A 19,489-nucleotide genomic window follows, 5' to 3' on the forward strand; every position below is an offset into this window, starting at 1 on the left:
GTTTTAATTTTCCAGGTTGATGAATGTCCCAACGGGGATGCTCCAGGTGAATATATTGAGTCCGTTTTCGGTGGTTACGGAAAGTTCGCCTTTGTGTAACGCGGTGAGCGAGCGGCAGATACTCAGGCCGATGCCGGTGCCTTTTTGCTTTTCGTTTTCCCGCAGCCGCACGAAGGGGGCGAATATCCGCTCCCGCATGTCTTCCGGGATCAGGGGGCCGTCGTTGGCGACGGTCAGGCGCACCTGTCCGCCGGAGGTTTCCAGTTTTGCTGCCACCTTCGTCTGCCCGTATTTGATCGCGTTGCTGAAAAGGTTGCTGTAGATTTTGTTGACACTTTCCTCATCGGCCCACGCCGGCACTTCCACGTCCGGCAGCTGCACGTCGAATTGCAGCTTGCGCTGCTGCGCGGGCAGGCGGAAGTTGTCGTACGTTTCCTGCAGGATCTTGCGCAGGTCCACCAGTTCAAAATCCAGCCGGAACCCCGACGATTCCGTTTGCCGGAAATCCAGCAGCTGGTTCGTCAACTGCACGAGCCGGTTGGTATTCCGTTCCATGATCGCCAGGTGGTGCCTGTTTTCCTGCAGGGCACCGGGGTGTTCCATGATCTCTTCCAGTGGCCCTTTGATGAGCGTCAGCGGCGTATTGATTTCGTGGGCCACATTGGTGAGGAAGTCGACTTTCGCCTGGTATAATTCTTTTTCTTTTTTCAACTGTAGCGCTTCCATCCGCCGTTTCTGCTTCATGGTCTGCTGCCGGTGGTACCGCGCGATGGCGTAATACCCGGTGGAGATGAGCGCCAGGGTGTATAACAGGTAAGCCCATGACGTGGCCCAGAACGGCGGCGTGATCTCGATCTGCAACATGGCCGCTCCCGGCCGGCGGTTCCCGTTGGCATCGGTGGTGGCAACGTGGAAAGTGTAATGGCCCGGCTTCAGGTCTGTGAAATATACGGTACGGTTGCTTTTCATCCAGATCCAGTCGTTATCGAGCCCTTCCATCCGGTACGCATACGAAATCATATCCGGCGCCGTGAAGCTAAGGGCGGCGAATGCGATGCTGAAATTAGCCTTGTGGTAGGGAAGGGTGATCTTTTTCGAATAGTGGATATCGCGTTTTTCCTGCGGCCCCATGGTCATATTGCGGACCTCCATCCCGGTGATGTACACGGGCGCGGCGGAAGTATCCGGCAGGAAATGATCGGGGTTGAAGCGGATCATACCTTTTACGGAGCCGATGTACATGTTGCCGTCTTTATCCTGGAAACCGGAATTGTAATTGAACTGGTTGTTCAGTAGCCCGTGGCTCGTGGTAAAGATCTTCACCGCGCCGGATTCCGGCTCCAGGCACACGAGCCCCCGGGACGTGGTGGCCCAGATCATCCCCCGCCGGTCTTCCAGCAACCGGAAAATATAATCGCTGGGCAAGCCTTCGGCTGTAGTGTACCGCCGCCAGCGGCCGGAGCCATCGAGCCGGCAGATCCCGCGGCCTTCCGTGCCCGCCCAGATCCGCTGCGCCCGGTCGATCAGCACCGTGTTTACGTTATTCCCCGACAACGAAAAGGAATCCCGCGGATCGTGGGTGTACATCCCATGCTCGCCCGAATGCTTGCGGTACCATTGTACGCCATTGTCGGACGTCGCCATCCACAGCGTGCCGTCGGCCGCTTCGGCGATGCTCCGCTGGCTGGCGTGCGGCACCTCTTCCACCCGCCGGAAACGCCCGGCCGCGGAATCGAAACGCGCCAGTTCGCTGCCCGTGCCCACAAGCATGTCGCCGTCGCGGGTGCGGTAGAAATAGAGGATGAAGTTGCTGCCAAAGGATTCCGGCCCGGCGGAATAATGTGCAACGGTTTGCCCCGTGCGGATGTCCATCACGTCAACACCTTTGTCCAGCGTGCCGATCCAGAGTTGGTTGCCGTCGGCGTACAACCCGTGGATATTCGTATGGGAAAGGGCTTTACTGCTGTTGTTGCGGGGGGTGTACTGCCGGATTTGCCCCGTCCGAATGTCCACCCGGTTCACGCCGTTGTCTTCCGTGCCGGCCCAGATATTCCCGTATCTATCCTGGCATATCTCGCGCACGGCGTTGCCGCTGAGGGTTTGCCCGCTGTTGTCGGGCCAGTATTTTTCGAAGTAGGTATACTGTTTCGGATAATAGTTCACCCCGCCGAAGTAGCTCCCGGCCCACATGCCGCCTTCACGGTCCTGGTGCAGGCAATAAATCGCGTTATCGGTGAGGGAATAGGGGTTGTTATATTGTTTGCGGAGGTTGATATGTTTTTTGGTGGCGATATTGACGATATAGATCCCCGATTCGGTGGCGATCCAGTATTCGCTGCCGCTGTGATGGGCGATAAAACGGACGTAGACGCCTACGTCGCCGTCGGACCATGTCACCAGGTCTTCATAGGTGTTTTTCTCCGGGTCGAGCAGTTTGAGGCCCTGGTTGGCGGTGCCTACGAGCAGCCGGCCGTCGGGGATGGAGAGCAGGTGGGTGATGTGGCGGGTGTGGGGTTTGGGGGACCCGCGCCAGACGTCCCATTTGTGTAGGGAATCGCCCAGCCGGCGGATTTCTCCCTGGGCGTTGGCGATCCAGACGCTGCCTTTTTTGCTGACATGCACGGAGCTCAGATTGCCGGGGATATAACTTCCGGTGATGGGCTCGCTAATGTTTTTGGTGGGATTGTAGCGGTAGAGGCGCCCCCAGCTGAGGTACCACAGATTACCCTGCCGATCCGCCCGCAACGCATTGGCATCCTGTCCGGCGGGCGACGGCGCGCGTTCGAAGCTTTCCGTGGCCGCGTGGTAGCGGTATAATCCATTGCCGGTGCCTGCGTATAATTGGCCGTTATCGTCTACACATAATGAGAAAATGAAATTATTGCCGATGGCGGAAGAATCGCCGGGCTTTTCACGGAATACGCGGAACTCGCGCCCGTCGAACCGGTTGAGGCCGTCTTTGGTGCCCGCCCAGATAAATCCCTGTTTGTCCTGCGCCACGCAAAAAACGGTGTTGTGCGAAAGGCCGTCTTCCACCTGGTAATCGCGGAAATAGTATTGCTGCGCCCGGGAAGGCGCGGCCTGTAAAAGGCATAGCAAGGCCAGTATGGTACCGATGATCTGCAACGTAGTGGAATTATAAGGCTACGTAAATATAAAAATATCCTGGAGGAAGAAGACGGATTGAAACGAAATGGCGAAAAATTGAAATGAATCGGCCAATGCTTGCCGATTGTTTTTTCAATCTTTGGATCGCGTTGAAGAAAAACTGATATCAGCCAGCAATAGTATTACCCACCGCGAAAACCGGTCCCACGGCCGGACAGGGCTTCTATTGCGCAGTGCGGAGGTATGCACATCACACGTCTAAATGGTTAAGTCGAAAAAACACGGTATGGAAAAACCGGCAATGCCGGAGGATCGAAACAGCATCCTTTAATCACCCAAAATCCATTTCACGTATGAACGACATTGCACTACAAAAAGTGGCAACGGTTCGTCGCAGTAAACTGATGTTACTGCTGTTGCTCTGCCTTTCCTGGGCAGGGGCCTACGCCCAAACGGCGGGCCCGCAGAAAGTTTCGGGCTTCGTGCGCGACAGTGCCGGTTCCCCGCTTCCCCAGGTCACCGTTTATGAAAAAGGTACCCGTAATGGTACGCTCTCGCAGCCCGACGGCCAATTTACCATCAATGTAAAACCCGGCGCCATCCTCGTGTTTACGATGGTGGGCTTCCGCACCCAGGAGCTCGCCGCCACACCGGGCACGGCCATGCAGGTGGCGCTGCTGTCTTCCGCCACAGAACTCACCGACGTGGTGATCGTAGGGTACGGTGCAGCACGTAAAAAATCCCTTACCAACGCGATCTCCAGCGTTTCCGCGCAGGATATCGGCAATGTGCGCGGCGGCGCCACGGTATCTACCACCCTCGCGGGAAAGGTGCCCGGCGTATCATTCCGCATGCCCGATGGCCGCCCCGGCGCCTCCGCTTCCATCCAGATCCGCAACCTCGGCCGCCCGCTGTATGTGATCGACGGGGTGCAGCAGGACGAAGGACAATTCAACAACATTTCACCTAACGACATCGAAAGCATTTCCTTCCTGAAAGACGCTTCGGCGGCTATTTACGGCGTTCGCGCGGCCAACGGCGTGGTAGTGGTGCAAACCAAAAGAGGCCGCATCGGCAGTCGGAGTTCCATCAACCTCGACGCCAACTGGGGCTGGCAAAGCTGGACGCGCTTTATCGACGTGCTCGACAATTCGCACGAGTACATGCGCCTCAAGGCGGAAGCGGAAATGAACCGTTTTCCCAACATCGGCGACAATCCCATCACCACCAACATCACGCCCGAAGAACTGGAGAAATACCGCCAGGGCACGGAATATGGATATAAAAGTTTCAACTGGCGCGATTTTATCGTGAAGGAAAACACGCCGCTGAACATGTATAACCTCAATTTCACCGGTGGAACCGATAAAGTGACATACTACGTTTCCGCAACGCGCACTTTCCAGAATTCGGTGCTGGGCCGGGAATACAAATTCACCCGTACCAATATCCAGAGCAACGTTTCCGCACGCGTGGCCAACGGCCTGCACGTGGGAACGAGCATCAACGGCCGGGTTGAAACCCGCGACAATCCCGGTGTTCCCGGCGGGGACGACTACTGGCAGGCGCGCTTCGCCGTGTTGCGGAATACACCCATGGAGCGCCCCTTCGCCAACGACAACCCGGCCTATCTCAACGATATCAAACACAACGAAACCAACTGGGGTTATCTGAATACGCAATACGCCGGCAAGTTCAAAAGCGACTGGCGCCAGCTGCAGATGAACCTCGACGCGGAGTGGGATGTCCCCTTCGTGGAAGGGCTTAAAATCTCCGGCTTATACTCGTATTATATGGCAGACAACGTGCTGAACAACCACGAGTATACTTACGACACGTACACTTACAATCCTTCCAACGATACCTACACCCGCACCGGCGGCTCTACCAACCCCTGGCGCGAACGCAACCAGGAAAAGCAGATCAACCAAAGCTCCCAGGTGAGGATCGGATATGAAAGGAAGTTCGGCGACCACAAGATCAACGCCATGGTGGTGAGCGAGCGCATCAACAACCACCGCCTCCGCAACTGGATCCACGCTGTTCCCATTTCGAACCAGCTGCCCCTGATTTATTTCAACACTTCAGATACTTACACCGATCAGGACAACCGCCAGACGCGTACCGGTATCGCCGGCCGTCTGAACTACGAATATGGCAACAAATACTTCATCGAAGGCCTCATGCGCCGCGATGCTTCCTTCCTGTTCGCGCCCGGCAAACGGGTGGGTTACTTCCCCAGCGTGTCCGGCGCATGGCGCCTCACGGAAGAGAATTTCATGAAGAAAGTGGTGGGCACCGGTAAAATCCTTTCCGACTTTAAAATCCGCGGTTCCTACGGTATCCTCGGCGACGACGGCGAAGCCCTCGGCCTGGCGGAATTCGCTTACTACGAAGGGTACAACTATAACGACGGTATCGCCATCCTCGACGGTGTAGCCGTGGTAGGCTCCCGCGACAGGGGCGTTCCCATCACCAACATCAGCTGGCTGGAAAGCTCCATCACCAACGTGGGTTTCGACTTCAGCATGCTCGGCGGAAGGTTGAACGGTGCGTTCGATTACTTCGTGCGCAAACGTAACGGCCTGCGCGGCCGCAAGCAGGACATCCTGCTGCCTTCCGAGCTAGGTTATGCGCTGCCGGATGAAAACATCAATAAAGACAAACGATTCGGACAGGATTTCTCCCTCAGCTACAATGATAAAGCCGGTAAGCTGAGCTATCGCATCGGTGGTAATATTTCCTATTCGAGAGGCCAGTTCGTATCCTCTTACAATCCGCTTTTCTTCAATTCCGTGGATCGCTACTTCAACTCGGCGGAAGGCCGTTTGCAGGGCTTTACCTGGGGATGGGAGGCGATCGGGCAGTTCAAGTCGCAGGAAGAGATCAACAGCTATCCCGTGAACATCGACGGCAAGGGTAACAGGAGCCTCCTGCCCGGCGACATCATCTACAAAGACGTGGACGGCGACGGCAGGATTACGGATAACGACCGCCGCCCGATGGGATGGGCCTCCGGCCAGCAGCCCAACATGAACTTCGGTTTGCAGATCGGTTTGGGGTATGAAGGGTTCGATTTCGCGGCGGATTTCTCCGGCGCCTCACACTATACCTGGATCCAGGAATGGGAAATGAAAGTGCCTTTCATCAACGACGGTAACCTGAATAAAATCTTCACCGACCGCTGGCACCGTTCCGATATCTACGACCGCAACAGCCAGTGGACTTCCGGCAAATATCCCGCGCTGCGGTACAATGACCAGGGCCACAGCAACAACCGGGCGTCTACCTTCTGGAATCATAACATCACCTATTTCCGCGCCCGTACCATCGAGCTGGGGTATACACTGCCCACGCCGCTGGTAAACCGCGCGAAGATCCAGAAAGCGCGATTCTATGTGAACGCCTACAACCTTTTTATCCTGGACAACATGAAGGAATACAGCACCGATCCGGAAATCACGGATACGAACGGGTTGCAATACCCGCAGAGCAAGGTGTTTAATGTGGGCTGCAGTCTTTCATTCTAATCCAAACAATCATCCGTTATGAAAAAGTTATTTTCCATCATATTACTGGCGTCCGTATTTGCGGGAGGATGCAAGCCCGAGAGCGAGTTCCTCACCGTAGACCCAACGGCGATTCTGAATAACGAACAGGCATTCAACGACCCGGCGCTGGTGTTGTCGATGCTGGCGAATTTCTATAACCGGCAAACCGATTTCTCCACCGTGAAGAACTGGGAATCGATGGCTGATTTCAGTGAGAGTTTTCCTTCGCAGAACGGTGGCCCCAAATCGATCATCGAGCGTAACCAGTGGGATTTCGGTTTCTGGAGCACCTGGGATTACACCCTCATCCGCGAGCTGAACCTCTTCCTGCAAAGGCTGGAAGCGGCTACCAAACTGAAGGACGACGAGAAGAAGCGCTTCCGCGCCGAGGGCCGTTTCCTGCGCGCGTACTACTACTTTGAAATGGTGAAAAGGATGGGCGGCGTGCCGTTGATCCTCGAGCCTATGGTATGGGATTACAAGGGCGACCCCACCTATCTCCGCCACGCCCGCGCCACGGAATCCGCCATGTATGATTTCGTGATCGCAGAAATGCAGGCCATCCGCCCCGACCTCCCCGCCGACGTGAACGTGAAATCCCGCGCCAGTCGCGGTGCGGCGCTGGCCATGGAGTGCCGCGCGGCCCTGTACGCCGGTTCCATCGCCAAATACGGCAATGTGACGCCTTCCGTTTCGCTGCCTACCGGCGAAGTCGGTATTCCCGCCAGCAAAGCGAACGACTATTATACCAAAGCCCTCACTGCCGCGGAGCTCATCATCAGCGGGTCTGCCGGTACCTACGCACTGTACCAGCGCAACGCCGATCTCTCCGAGAATTTCGCGGCGCTGTTTTACGACAAGGTAGGCAACCCGGAAAGCATCTTCATCGAAGACTTCAAGCTGAAAAGCGGAAAGGTGCACGGTTTTACGCAGGTGAACCAGCCCCGTTTCGGTGCGGAAGAGGAAGAAGGCGGCAGGATCAATCCTTCGCTGAACCTGGTGCAATCTTTCGAGAAACTCGATAATACATTCGAACAGCTGCCTGTGAAAGACGGAGCGGGCAATCCCATCTATTACGACAATCAGACCGATATCTTCGCCGGCCGCGATGCGCGCCTCGGCGGTACCGTGATGCTGCCCGGCACCTTCTTCAAGCGCCGCCAGGTGGATATCTGGGCAGGTTATGTGCTGGCCGACGGTTCCGTTGTAACAGGCGACGACCGCGGTTCGCAAAAGACCCTGCCGGGGCAAACGCAACCGGTGCAGGTAGTGGGTTTCGACGGTCCCATCCATGGTAAGGAACATACCGCGCAATCGGGTTTCTACCTCCGCAAATACCTTGACCCCGTGTCCGGTTCCGGATCGCGCGGTACGGGCAGCGAGATTCCCTTTATCCGTTACCGCTACGCGGAAGTGTTGCTGAACGCGGCCGAAGCGGCATTCGAGCTGAACCAACCGGGCGTTGCCGCGGGATATATGAACCAGGTGCGCGCACGCGCGGGGCTTACGACGCCGCTGGGCGCGGGAGACATCAACCTGGGCAGGATCATGCATGAGCGGAGAGCGGAGCTTTCCTTCGAAGGGCACATCGTATTCGACCAGAAAAGATGGCGCAACGCGCATGTAGTTTGGGATGGTGTTTCCATGAACGAAGCAGATCTGCTGAGCAATATCGGTTCGCCGAACAAGCATAATACACAGCCGTTCTCGCTCTGGCCGTATAAAGTGCACAATCCCGGCAGCCCCACGCATGGCAAATGGATCTACCGCATTATCAAATCGCCGTTGGTAACGGGCACCAACCGCTTCCGGCTCGGCAATTATTATTCGTTCATCAACAACGACATCCGGTCCAACAACCCGAAAATCGTTCCCAACCCGAACCAGGACTAAACTCAAAAATCTCCGATCATGAAAAAACTTTGTTCATATATCCTTCCCCTGGTGGCCCTGCTGGCCGCGTCTTGCAAGAAAGACAACTTCGATCCGCCCCAGGCGCGCCTGCACGGCAGGCTGGTGTACCAGGGCGAGGGCATTCCCTTGGAGTTTAACCAGGTGCCGTTCCAGCTGTACCAGTTCGGCTTCGGGAAGGTGGGCCCCGTGTCCAACACCACTTTCACGCAGGACGGGGCTTATTCGGTGCTCCTGTTCGAAGGGGAGTACAAACTCACCGTTCCCAACGGGCAAGGGCCTTTCCTCTGGAAAAAGCAGCCCGACGGCCGGCCTGATTCCATTACCGTGCAAATGAAGGGCGATCAGCAGCTCGACCTGGAAGTGACCCCCTTTTACATGATCCGCAACGTGCAGATGGCGGCGGCGGCCAACAAGGTGACCGCTACTTTCGGCCTGGAGAAGATCGTGAATGGTGCGGACGGAAAGAATGTGGAGCGCGTGAACCTGTACATCAACAAAACGGCATTCGTGTCTGCCGGCGGCGATTACAGCATCGCATCCTCGCAACGCGGCGGCGGCGCGATCACCGATCCGGCGAATATTTCCATGGAAGTAACCGTTCCGGCGCTGGTGCCCGCGCAATCCTACATCTACGCAAGGGTAGGGCTGAAGCTGCAGGGGGTGGAAGACATGATATTTTCTCCCGTCACGAAGATCAACCTTTGATATTTTTTAAACGAGTATTATGAAAAGACAGATTGTGCATGTTTGGCTGATATGCCTGGCAGCATTTGCGATGCCGGCGAAGGCGCAACAGGAAAGGCCCGTGTGGTCGAAAGAACAGGCCTGGAAATGGCATAAGCAGACACCGTGGATGGCAGGCGCCAATTTTTACCCGGCAACGGCCATCAACCAGTTGGAAATGTGGCAGGCCGAATCGTTCGATACGGCTACCATTTCGCGCGACCTCGGCTACGCCGCCGGCATCGGGATGCGGGTGATGCGCGTATACCTCCATCACCTCGCCTGGAAAACGGATAAGGAAGGTTTCAAGCAACGCATGAAAAACTACCTGTCCATCGCAGACCGCCACAACATCCGCACCATCTTCGTAATTTTTGACGACTGCTGGAACAACACATACGCCGCGGGACCGCAACCTGCGCCCAAACCGGGTATTCATAACTCGGGCTGGGTGCAGGACCCGGGGAAGCTCCTTCACGACGATCCCTCACTCATGGCCACGCTCGAAGCGTATACCAAAGACGTGCTGAAAACCTTCGCCAAAGACAAGCGCATCCTGCTGTGGGACCTCTACAACGAGCCCGGCAACTCCGGCTGGGGCGATAAGTCGATGCCCTTGCTGCAAAATGTTTTCCGCTGGGGCCGCACCGTGAACCCGAGCCAGCCCCTGAGCGTGGGCGTGTGGAACTTCAACCTGAAAAACCTCACCAAATTCCAGTTGGAAAACTCCGACGTTATCACATACCACGACTACACAGACAGGCACCTCATCGTGGCGGACTCGTTGCTCAAGGCAACGGGTAAGCCGCTGGTGTGCACAGAGTACATGGCCCGCACCCGCAACAGTCATTTCGCCAATTCCCTTCCGGGACTAAAGGAACGCGGCATCATTGCCGTAAACTGGGGCCTGGTGCAGGGCAAATCGAACACCATTTACGCCTGGGACACGCCCATGAAAGACGGCTCCGAGCCGAAGGTGTGGTTCCATGACATCTTCCGCCCGGACGGGCGCCCTTACGATCCTTCGGAAACGGCGCTTATCCGGCGGTTGACGCTGGGCAGATAGCAGGCAGACACTAAAAAATTCAAGTATGGATATGATTTCAACCGCCCCGCCGCAGCCTTCCCAGGTTGCGGCGGACCTGGGCGGCAGGGACCGCCGTTTGCTCTTCTGGGGCTGTTTTACGGTACTGGTAGCCTCCGCTTTCGGGTTCGTTTTCCGCTCTTTCCTCATGGACGGATGGGGCATGCAGTTTGGCCTTAGTAAAACCCAGCAGGGGGAAATTTTCGGTGTGAGCTTCTGGCCGTTCGGCATCAGCATCGTGCTGTTCAGTCTCGTGATCGATAAGGTAGGGTACAAATCCGCGATGCTTTTCGCCTTCGCCTGCCATTGCGCGTCCGTGGTGCTCACCATCATGGCCACGGGTTACTGGATGCTGTATTTCGGAACGCTGCTCTTCGCGCTGGGCAACGGCGCGGCCGAAGCGGTGGTGAACCCCGTGGTGGCTACCATGTACCCGCGGGAAAAGACCAAGTGGCTCAACATCCTGCATGCCGGATGGCCGGCGGGCATGGTGCTGGCCGGGTTGCTGGGGATCGCGCTGATTCATTTCCACGTTCGATGGGAAATCATGATCGGTTGCATTTTACTGCCGGTAGTGGCATATGGATGGATGATCGCGGGGAAGAAATTCCCGGTGAGCGAAAGGGTGCAGGCCGGCGTGTCGTACCTGGATATGGTGAAGGAAGTAGGGATTCTCGGCATTCTGCTCATCGTATCGTTATGCGTATTCCAGGCGGGCAGTTTGCTGAACTGGTCGCTGACGGGGAAGATCGCCGTAACCGCCGGTATCACGATCGCCGCGGGGTTCGTGGTGCGTTCGTGGGGCAGGCCGATGTTTATTCTCCTGTTGCTGGTGATGGTTTTGCTGGCTACGACGGAGCTGGGCACCGACAGCTGGATCACCGACCTGATGACGCCCGAAATGGCTAAAATGGGCCTCCAGGGCGGATGGGTCCTCATTTATACTTCCGTGATCATGGCCGTGCTGCGCTTTTACGCCGGGCCGATTTGTCATCGTTTTTCGCCCTTGTCGTTGCTGGCAGTGAGTGCTGCGATTGCATTCGCAGGATTGAATTTCCTGTCGTGGTCGTCTGGCATCATGATCCTCGTAGCGGCAACGGTGTACGCGCTCGGCAAGACTTTTTTGTGGGGAACGATGCTCGGCGTGGTGGCGGAGCAGTTTCCCAAAGGCGGCGTGCTCGCTCTCAACTTCACGGGGGCCGTGGGTCAGGTGGGGGTTGGTGTGATCGGGGCGGTGATTCTCGGATTTGTACAGGATAAGCAGCTGGATCATAACCTCGTCCGCTACGACGCCGAAAACCAGACCGCGCTGCATGCCACATATCTCACGCAGGAGCGGAAGAGCCTTTTCGGCGAATACCGCGTGCTCGACAACGCCCGGCTGGAAACCGCGCCGGTGGAGGCGCAGGAAACTATCCAGGGCGTCCGCGAAGGCGCCAAGAAAGACGCCCTCCGTACGGTATCCGTTTTTCCCGTTATCATGCTGATCTGCTATGTGGGGATGATTTTGTGGTTCAGAGGGAGGGGAGGATACAAGCCGGTACTGCTACCACCGGCGGAAGGCAATCAATCAACAAACACATGACGTCATGAAAAGAATATTGATAATACTACTGACAGGAATTATCTCCGCCTGGGCCCCTGCGCCCGGCGATGAGGAGGGAAGAAGGGCAGAAGCCCTGTTCGTTGGGAGCAGCGGTAACGTGCAGGCCACCTGGCTGGCGACGAAGCTGTTCAAAAGCGGCGTCAACATTACGTATACAGAGCGGCCGGACGATCTCCAGCCATCCAGGCTCGCGGCATTCGACGCGGTGATCTACTGTACGGCCAAAACGCCGTCGGCCACATCCCAGGCGGCGCTGCGCGCATTTGTGGAGGGAGGGAAAGGGTTGCTCGTGTTGCACCATGGCGCGGAAGGCCTCCGCGCGGCGGCTTTCGCGAAACAATCCGGGAACCTGGGCAAAGGGCGCGTCATCGTTTTGACGGAAGGTAAATCCGATGACGCCTGGAAACAGGTCGCTTTTCTCGATAAAGTGCGCAACAACGTAATGGAAGCCATCGGCGAAGATGCAAGAGGCCGCATCGCCGCGGCGAAAATCCCCGACGTCGATATTTACAATTCCGATACCATCGCGGATTATACCAAACGCTACAACGTTCCCAAATTCCAGGATGCCCTGCCGCCCGCGGAATCCAACAAGCTCACGCAGGTGCCCCCGGGATTCGAGATCCAGCTCTTCGCGCAGGAACCCGATATCACCAAACCCATCGCCATGGCATGGGACGAAAGAGGCCGCCTCTGGATCGTGGAAACTATCGACTACCCGAATGATTTTGTGGAAACCGACTCCACCGCCAACGACCGCATCAAGATCTGCGAAGATACCGACGGCGACGGCAAAGCCGATAAGTTCACCGTCTTCGCCGACAGCCTCAACATCCCCACCAGCATCGCCTTCGCCAATGGCGGGGTCATCGTTTCCATGGCGCCGTATTTCCTCTTCCTGCAGGATACCGACGGCGACGATAAAGCAGACAAACGCGAAACGATCTTCACCGGTTGGGGCAAACAGGATACACACGCCGGTCCTTCCAACCTCCAGTACGGTTTCGATAACAAGATATGGGGCGTAACCGGCTACTCCGGATTCGACGGCACCATCAACGGCGAACGGCAGAAGTTCCCGCAGGGCGTGTATCATTTCAAACCCGACGGTTCAGAATTCAAATTCCTCGGCCGCACCTCCAACAACACCTGGGGGCTGGGCTTTACGGAAGACAACCACGTATTCATTTCCACCGCCAACAACACCCATAGCGCCTGGTATTCCATGCCGTTTTGGTATATGCAGCGGAAAATTGATGTGGGCAACGCCGATCCCGTACAAAAAATCGACGGCCACTACGACGTGCATGCCATGACGCCGAACCTGCGCCAGGTAGACGTTATGGGCGGTTTTACTTCCGCCACCGGCCACCATTTCTATACTGCCCGCAGTTTTCCGAAGGAGTACTGGAACCGTGTGGCGTTCATCAACGAGCCTACCGTACGCCTTGTGCATAACGCCGTTATCGAAAAAGACGGCGCAGGTTTTAAGGAGAAAGATGGCTGGAACCTGATGGCCAGTTCAGACGAATGGTTTGGCCCGGTTCATGCTGAAACCGGCCCTGATGGTGCGGTATGGGTAGCAGACTGGTACAACTTCATTATCCAGCACAACGTGTTCGTGAAGGAACAGGCCCCCCGGGAAACCATCCTTCCCTTCACCGAGCAGCCCCATGGAAAAGGCAATGCCTTCGAAAGCGAGCACCGCGACGTATCCCACGGCCGCATCTACCGCGTGGTGTACAAAAACGCCAAACCCTACGTTCCCGTAAAACTGGACAGGCAAGACACCGCCTCGTTGCGCAAAGGTCTGCAACACGAAAATATGTTCTGGCGGATGACGGCGCAGCGCCTCATCGTCGAAGAGCAACTGACGGCGATGGCGCCCTCACTGCGCAGGATCGCCGCCAACAGGAGCATGGACGCCGTGGGGCTGAACAGCCCTGCCGTACACGCCCTCTGGACGCTCCACGGCCTCGGCCTCGATGCAGATCCTGCCACCTTCTCCACGTTCGTGGCTGCGCTGAAACACCCCGCTTCCGGCGTGCGGAAAGCGGCGGCAGCGGTACTGCCTAAAAACGCGAAGGGACAGGCGGCATTGCTCAACAGCGGTATCCTCAACGATAAAGATCTGCAGGTGCGCCTGGCGGCTATCAAGGAACTGGTGGAATACCCCGCGTCTTCCGCGGCCGGTGCGGCGGTGTACCGCATGAGCACCGTTGCGCTGAACGGAAAAGACCCCTTCCTCGCCAAAGCCCTGCTGGCGGCGGCGGTGCAACACGAAAAAGGGTTTCTGTCCGCCGCGGGCGCGGCTACCGCACCTGCAGGCGCGTTTACGAAGAAGCTGACAGAAGCTTTATATCACGAAGACTATGCTTTAGACCCCCGCGGATTCATGCCCGCCGCTCCCGACGTAAATGGTAAGGAAATAACGATCAGGGCTGCGGTGGGTGCTTCCCGGGATAATAAAAATCCCTCCGGCACCATCCTCTCACAAGGCAACGCCACCAACGGCTACACGCTCGCCGTGCGCGACGGCAAGCTGCAAATGGACGTGGTGCAGGCCGGTAAAACCTACAGCGCCGCGTCCACCGAAGCATTGCCCGAAAAGGCAGATGTGGAAGCGCAACTGTTGAAGAACGGCGCCATCCGCCTCCGCGTGAACGGCGAAGCGGCCGGTTCTGGGAAAGCACCGGGGCTGTTTACCACCAAAACGGACGGCTGGAGAACAGAAGAACGCTTCGCGGGACAGTTGCGCAATGTGTCAGTCACACTCGACCGGTCGGCGCCCAAACCCACTGCGGAAGCGGTGCCCGCACTGGTGATCGATCTGAAAGTGGTGAAAGACATCATGCAGTACGACAAGAAAAAACTGAGCGTGAAAGCCGGTCAGAAAGTGACGATCCGCCTTGAGAACCCCGACGGGATGCAGCACAACCTGCTCATCATCAAACCGGGGACGCTGGAGAAAGTAGGCGCCGCGGCCGACGCGATGGTCCGCGACCCGAACGCGTCGAAGCTGCAATATGTGCCCAAAGTGCCGGAAGTGCTGCATGCCACGCGGCTGCTCAATCCCGGAGAAACGGTGAGCCTCACGTTCACGGCGCCGGCCACTCCCGGCGATTATCCTTTCGTCTGCACTTTCCCCGGCCACTGGCGCGGAATGAATGGAATTCTTCAAGTTGTTAAATAAAACGGTATGAACAGCAAACATTTCTTTCGTCAACTTTTAGCCTTTGCGCTGATGCTGGCCGCCCTGCCGCTAGCCGCGCAGAAAGCGCCGGTCCGCGTGCTCGTTGTAGGCGGCGGCGGTTCGCATGATTTCAATCGCTGGTATAAAGTGGAAGACGCCGCCACGCTGGAGCGCGACGGTTTCGCCAAAGTCACCTACACCGACGATCCCTCCACTATCACGGCCCTCCTCCCGGAAGCGGACGTGCTGCTTTTGGCCAACAACCAGCCCATTAAAGACCCCGCGGCCCGCAACGCCATCTTCGCTCATGCGGATGCCGGAAAAGGGCTCGTGCTCGCGCACGCCGCCATCTGGTACAACTGGAAAGACTGGCCGGAATACAATGCGCGCCTGGTGGGCGGCGGCAGCAGGTCGCACGAGAAGTACGGTCCTTTCACCGTCACCCTCAAAGGCAAGCACCCCGTTACGCGCAAAGTGCCGAAAAGCTTCACGCTCGACGATGAGCTGTATCACTACAACGCCGACCCCGCCGCCGCCAAAATCGCCGTGCTGGCTGAAAGCAGCAACGGCAAGGGGGTGATCCATCCGGCCGTGTTCATTGTGGAACATCCCAAATCGCGCATCGTGGGCCTGGCGCTGGGGCACGACGATAAATCACATGAGCTGGCAGCGTACCAGACACTGTTGCGGAACGCCGTTAAATGGGCGGGCCGCCGATAATTCTTCACCTTAAAAATTCAGGATATTATGAAACAGATCACGGTTGTAATTGTAGGGATGGGATTCGGAAAGGAATTTATTCCCATTTATCAAAAGCACCCCGCCATTAAACGGGTGGGCATTTGCACGAGGAATCCGGAAACGCTGAGAGAACTGAAGGAACGTTTCAACCTCGACGACGATCTCATCTTCACCAATTACGAAGACGTGCCGAAGCGCGCCGACGTAGACGCCATCCACATCGTTACCCCCGTTCCCGAGCACGCCCGCATGACGCTGGCCAGTCTCAACGCCGGCAAACACACCGCATGCACTATCCCCATGGCCATGACCGTGGAAGATTGCAAAGCCATTGTGGAAGCGCGCAAAAAATCGGGTAAAGTATATATGATGATGGAAACCGCGCTCTACACCCGCGAATTCCTCTACGGACTGAAGCTGGCGGAATCCGGTGAGCTGGGCCGCATCCAGTTTGTACGCGGTTCGCATATCCAGGATATGAGCATGCCGGGATGGGATGAATACTGGAAAGGATATCCGCCCATGCTCAACGGCACGCACGCCATCTCACCGCTGTTGCGCATCAACAATACCAAAGCGGAATCCGTGGTATGCCATGGCTCCGGCCGCCTGAGCGAAGACCTTGCTTCCCGCTATGGAAGCCCGTTTGCTGTAGAAACCGCCACTTTCACCCTGAAGAATTCCGACGTGGTGGCCGAAGCAACCCGCTCGCTGTTCGATGTGGTGCGCCAGTACCGTGAAAGCTATGATGTATACGGTACGAAGATGTCATTCGAATGGGAGCAGCTGCAGGACGAAGGCCATTCTGTTTTTGATGGCGGTGAAAACGCCCGCAGGATGGAATGCCCCGATACCGACGAGATGCTGATTCCGGAAATCGCGCACTTCACCAAGCGGGAGAAGATCGACGATCCCAACCACGTATCGTTCCTGCAGGGAGCGGGGCACGGCGGATCGCACCCGCACCTGGTGCAGGAGTTCCTCGCGGCGATCGTGGAAGGCCGCGAATCCGCGGTGGACGCACATATGGCGGCCAACTACACCTGCGCCGGCATCTGCGCGCACGAATCCGCCATGAACGGTGGCAAACGCATCCAAATTCCTGATTTCGAATGATGACAACCAAACCCGTAATCCAGACCGGCATCAGCACCTTTGTGTATGCATCCCCGTTTAAAACGGCTGACTTCCACCTGTTGCCGAAGATAAAAGCCGCTGGCTACGATATCGTGGAAGTAGCGGTGGAACAGGCGGACCTCATAGACTGGGACCTCCTCGTTTCCATGACGCGCGACCTGGGCCTGCGGATCACGCTGAGCGGCGCCTTCGGCCCCCGGCGCGACATTTCCTCCGACAACGCCGCCTTCCGCAAAGAGGGGCTGGATTACATCCTGACATGTATCCGGCTGGCGGAGAAGACCGGCAGCCCGTTGTTCGGCGGGCCCCTGTATTCGGCAGTCGGCAAAACGCGCATTGTGCCAGTGGAGCAGAAGCGGCAGGAGCGTGCCTGGTGCCTGGAAAACCTGCGCATCGCCGGCAAAGCCGCCGCCGACCACGGGATACTCCTGGGCGTTGAAGCGCTGAACCGTTTCGAAACGGATATGATCAACACAACCGACCAGGCCCTGGCCCTGATCGCAGAAGTGGATCATCCGGCCCTTCGCCTTTCGTTCGACACTTTCCACGCCAATATCGAGGAAAAGGATATCCCCGCCGCGATCCGGAAAGCCGGCGCGCTGCTGTTGCACGTGCAGGCCAACGAAAGCGACCGGGGCACCCCCGGCACGGGGCACCTCCCCTGGACGGCCATCCGGCAGGCGCTGGATGAGATCGGGTACCAGGGCTCCGTGGTGCTGGAAACCTTCGGTGAACCTTCGGAAGAACTGGCCCGCGCGGCCTGCATCTGGCGGCCGCTGGCCGGTAGCGCTGACGAAATGGCCACCGAAGGCGCTGCATTTTATAAGCGAATTTTTACATAAGAAGCTGTCAAATCATACCTTTGACTGTAACGTAAAGACGTGTGGAAAAGGCCGTCCGGTTTCCCGGACGGCTATTTTTTGCTAAATATTTAGCGGAATATCTGATATTTGCGCCGGGAAACAGACAAATTCCCGCAGAGGATGATACGTTTTACGAAGATCGACCATGTGGCCATCATGATCCCGATGGGCCAGCAAGCCGCCGCCAGACAATTCTACGGAACATTACTCCAGCTTACGGAAATACCCGGGCAGCACCCGCGCAACGCCATCTGGTACCAGATCGCGGATATTCAGTTGCACCTGGTGGAAGAGGACAAGACGACCGAACTCCTCAGCGGCCGCCACCCGGCATTCGAAGTCGAAAGCCTCGAAGCCGCCAAATCATATTTGCAATCCCATGGCGTGGAAATCGCCTATACCTCGAAGATCGAGGGCCGGGAGCGCGCCTTCTTCCGCGATCCGTTTGGGAACAGGGTGGAGATGATTGAGTTTGATAGGTAGTTTGTAAAGGAAGATTGCACTTTTACCTGTTCAGCATCTCAATAATTGATTTGTCTGATTAGGTTTTTGATCGGATTCCGCTTTTTCCAATTATGGCGGATTCGCCATAGTTAGCATCTTACCTGATCAATTTTGCATCTCTCGATTGAACTTTCATTCAACTTTTCTCCCGAAACCCCTTCGGCGACACCCCCATAATCCCCTTGAAAGTCCTGGAGAAAGTGTACTGATCAGGGTACCCCATTTCCTGCGCGATTTCTTTGACCGTCAGGTTTGTTTCTTTCAGCAACTGGCTCGCTTTCTGCATCCGCAACGACGTGAACAGCTGGATGGGAGAGTAGCGCGTTTTTTCTTTGAAAAGTGCGGAAAGATAGGAGGCCGATAAATGCGCCTGCGCGGCCAGGTCGGCCAGGGTGAGGTTTTTGTCGAGCTGCTGCTTCATGAGCTGGATGCATTGCTCGATCTGGTTGTCGGACCCCTGTTTCATATAATTGAACACCGACAGCCGGAAGGTGCCCAGGAAACTATAGAACCTGAAGTTCGCGTAGAGCAGGTTCTCGATGTTGTTCATGAGGTCGAGGTGATGGAGGATGTCCCAGAACTGCGCGATGCGGCCAACCAATGGCGGTGTGGTGTGGATGGGTTTGCCGTTGGTGAGGTAATCGCAAAGCTCATCGGCCAGGAGCCCCGTGAACTGGGCCGTGTACAAACGCCAGGGATTGCGGGGATCGGGTCCGCAACGGAATGGCGTGTTCTTCGCCAGCAGCACGTATTGGTTTGCTTTTACCGGAAACCGCTTTCCTTCCAGTTCATACCAGCCACCGCCGTGGGCGGAATATAAAAGACTGTACACCGGTACGCCCTTCGGCTCACCCCATTCCTTTACGTCATTTTCAGGATAAAAACGGATAGCTGTAATGTATAGGTTTCGGCCGAGGGGATGTACGTCCAACTTGCGTTGTAGCTGTTCTGGTAATGTCCATGCAGTTGAGTTGTTGGCGTTGTTTTGGCTCTTCACGGCAGTAATTTAAGCTATTCTTTTCATAACATTCAACATTGTTTGGGCGGGAAAAATGTTCCAACTTG

The 19,489-nt window shown here is 56.7% G+C and carries 12 protein-coding genes; 10 read left to right on the forward strand and 2 right to left on the reverse strand.

All coding sequences use genetic code 11. The annotated features are described in order from the left end of the window. Positions 1 to 3: 3 nt before the first annotated feature. Positions 4 to 3,126: a two-component regulator propeller domain-containing protein gene (locus tag WJU16_RS23300; RefSeq protein ID WP_341835758.1), complete on the reverse strand. Its 3,123-nt coding sequence runs from the start codon at positions 3,124 to 3,126 to the stop codon at positions 4 to 6. A gap of 335 nt (positions 3,127 to 3,461) precedes the next feature. On the opposite strand from WJU16_RS23300, the gene WJU16_RS23305 reads away from it, so the two are divergent. From WJU16_RS23305 to WJU16_RS23350, 10 genes are all read left to right on the forward strand, one after another. Beyond that, on the forward strand, positions 3,462 to 6,638 hold the full coding sequence (locus tag WJU16_RS23305) for a TonB-dependent receptor (protein ID WP_341835759.1): 3,177 nt from the start codon (positions 3,462 to 3,464) through the stop codon (positions 6,636 to 6,638). An 18-nt stretch (positions 6,639 to 6,656) separates the two neighbouring features. Beyond that, positions 6,657 to 8,552, forward strand: coding sequence for a RagB/SusD family nutrient uptake outer membrane protein (locus tag WJU16_RS23310; protein WP_341835760.1), 1,896 nt, complete (start codon positions 6,657 to 6,659; stop codon positions 8,550 to 8,552). 18 nt (positions 8,553 to 8,570) lie between these two features. Then, on the forward strand, positions 8,571 to 9,278 hold the full coding sequence (locus tag WJU16_RS23315) for a DUF3823 domain-containing protein (protein WP_341835761.1): 708 nt from the start codon (positions 8,571 to 8,573) through the stop codon (positions 9,276 to 9,278). Positions 9,279 to 9,297: 19 nt separating this feature from the next. Then, positions 9,298 to 10,362 (forward strand): cellulase family glycosylhydrolase, encoded by a 1,065-nt coding sequence (locus WJU16_RS23320; protein WP_341835762.1) that lies wholly within the window; start codon positions 9,298 to 9,300, stop codon positions 10,360 to 10,362. Between the two features lie 25 nt (positions 10,363 to 10,387). Next, on the forward strand, positions 10,388 to 11,965 hold the full coding sequence (locus WJU16_RS23325; RefSeq protein ID WP_341835763.1) for an MFS transporter: 1,578 nt from the start codon (positions 10,388 to 10,390) through the stop codon (positions 11,963 to 11,965). 4 nt (positions 11,966 to 11,969) lie between these two features. Further along, positions 11,970 to 15,179 carry a PVC-type heme-binding CxxCH protein gene (locus WJU16_RS23330; protein WP_341835764.1) on the forward strand — a complete coding sequence of 1,070 codons (3,210 nt, stop codon included), beginning with the start codon at positions 11,970 to 11,972 and terminating at the stop codon, positions 15,177 to 15,179. A gap of 6 nt (positions 15,180 to 15,185) precedes the next feature. Beyond that, complete coding sequence (locus WJU16_RS23335; protein ID WP_341835765.1) at positions 15,186 to 15,899, forward strand: ThuA domain-containing protein; 714 nt, start codon at positions 15,186 to 15,188, stop codon at positions 15,897 to 15,899. Between the two features lie 27 nt (positions 15,900 to 15,926). Then, complete coding sequence (locus WJU16_RS23340) at positions 15,927 to 17,036, forward strand: Gfo/Idh/MocA family oxidoreductase (RefSeq protein ID WP_341835766.1); 1,110 nt, start codon at positions 15,927 to 15,929, stop codon at positions 17,034 to 17,036. Continuing rightward, positions 17,033 to 17,899: a sugar phosphate isomerase/epimerase family protein gene (locus tag WJU16_RS23345; protein ID WP_341835767.1), complete on the forward strand. Its 867-nt coding sequence runs from the start codon at positions 17,033 to 17,035 to the stop codon at positions 17,897 to 17,899. The genes WJU16_RS23340 and WJU16_RS23345 overlap by 4 nt, the downstream gene beginning before the upstream one ends. Before the next feature lie 141 nt (positions 17,900 to 18,040). After that, the gene (locus WJU16_RS23350) at positions 18,041 to 18,403 is read left to right on the forward strand and encodes a VOC family protein (protein WP_341835768.1); all 363 of its coding nucleotides are present in this window, start codon (positions 18,041 to 18,043) and stop codon (positions 18,401 to 18,403) included. Positions 18,404 to 18,560: 157 nt separating this feature from the next. On the opposite strand, the gene WJU16_RS23355 is transcribed toward WJU16_RS23350, so the two are convergent. Then, positions 18,561 to 19,421, reverse strand: a complete 861-nt coding sequence (locus tag WJU16_RS23355; protein ID WP_341835769.1) for an AraC family transcriptional regulator — start codon at positions 19,419 to 19,421, stop codon at positions 18,561 to 18,563. Positions 19,422 to 19,489 lie beyond the last annotated feature (68 nt).

Source organism: Chitinophaga pollutisoli (assembly GCF_038396755.1).
Lineage (GTDB): Bacteria > Bacteroidota > Bacteroidia > Chitinophagales > Chitinophagaceae > Chitinophaga > Chitinophaga pollutisoli.

Bases quoted from the DNA above. Each gene is read 5' to 3' on its own strand.
- WJU16_RS23345 (WP_341835767.1), top strand. From the start codon at position 17,033: ATGATGACAACCAAACCCGTAATCCAGACCGGCATCAGCACCTTTGTG.
- WJU16_RS23305 (WP_341835759.1), top strand. From the start codon at position 3,462: ATGAACGACATTGCACTACAAAAAGTGGCAACGGTTCGTCGCAGTAAA.
- WJU16_RS23315 (WP_341835761.1), top strand. From the start codon at position 8,571: ATGAAAAAACTTTGTTCATATATCCTTCCCCTGGTGGCCCTGCTGGCC.
- WJU16_RS23335 (WP_341835765.1), top strand. From the start codon at position 15,186: ATGAACAGCAAACATTTCTTTCGTCAACTTTTAGCCTTTGCGCTGATG.
- WJU16_RS23350 (WP_341835768.1), top strand. From the start codon at position 18,041: ATGATACGTTTTACGAAGATCGACCATGTGGCCATCATGATCCCGATG.
- WJU16_RS23325 (WP_341835763.1), top strand. From the start codon at position 10,388: ATGGATATGATTTCAACCGCCCCGCCGCAGCCTTCCCAGGTTGCGGCG.
- WJU16_RS23310 (WP_341835760.1), top strand. From the start codon at position 6,657: ATGAAAAAGTTATTTTCCATCATATTACTGGCGTCCGTATTTGCGGGA.
- WJU16_RS23330 (WP_341835764.1), top strand. From the start codon at position 11,970: ATGAAAAGAATATTGATAATACTACTGACAGGAATTATCTCCGCCTGG.
- WJU16_RS23320 (WP_341835762.1), top strand. From the start codon at position 9,298: ATGAAAAGACAGATTGTGCATGTTTGGCTGATATGCCTGGCAGCATTT.
- WJU16_RS23340 (WP_341835766.1), top strand. From the start codon at position 15,927: ATGAAACAGATCACGGTTGTAATTGTAGGGATGGGATTCGGAAAGGAA.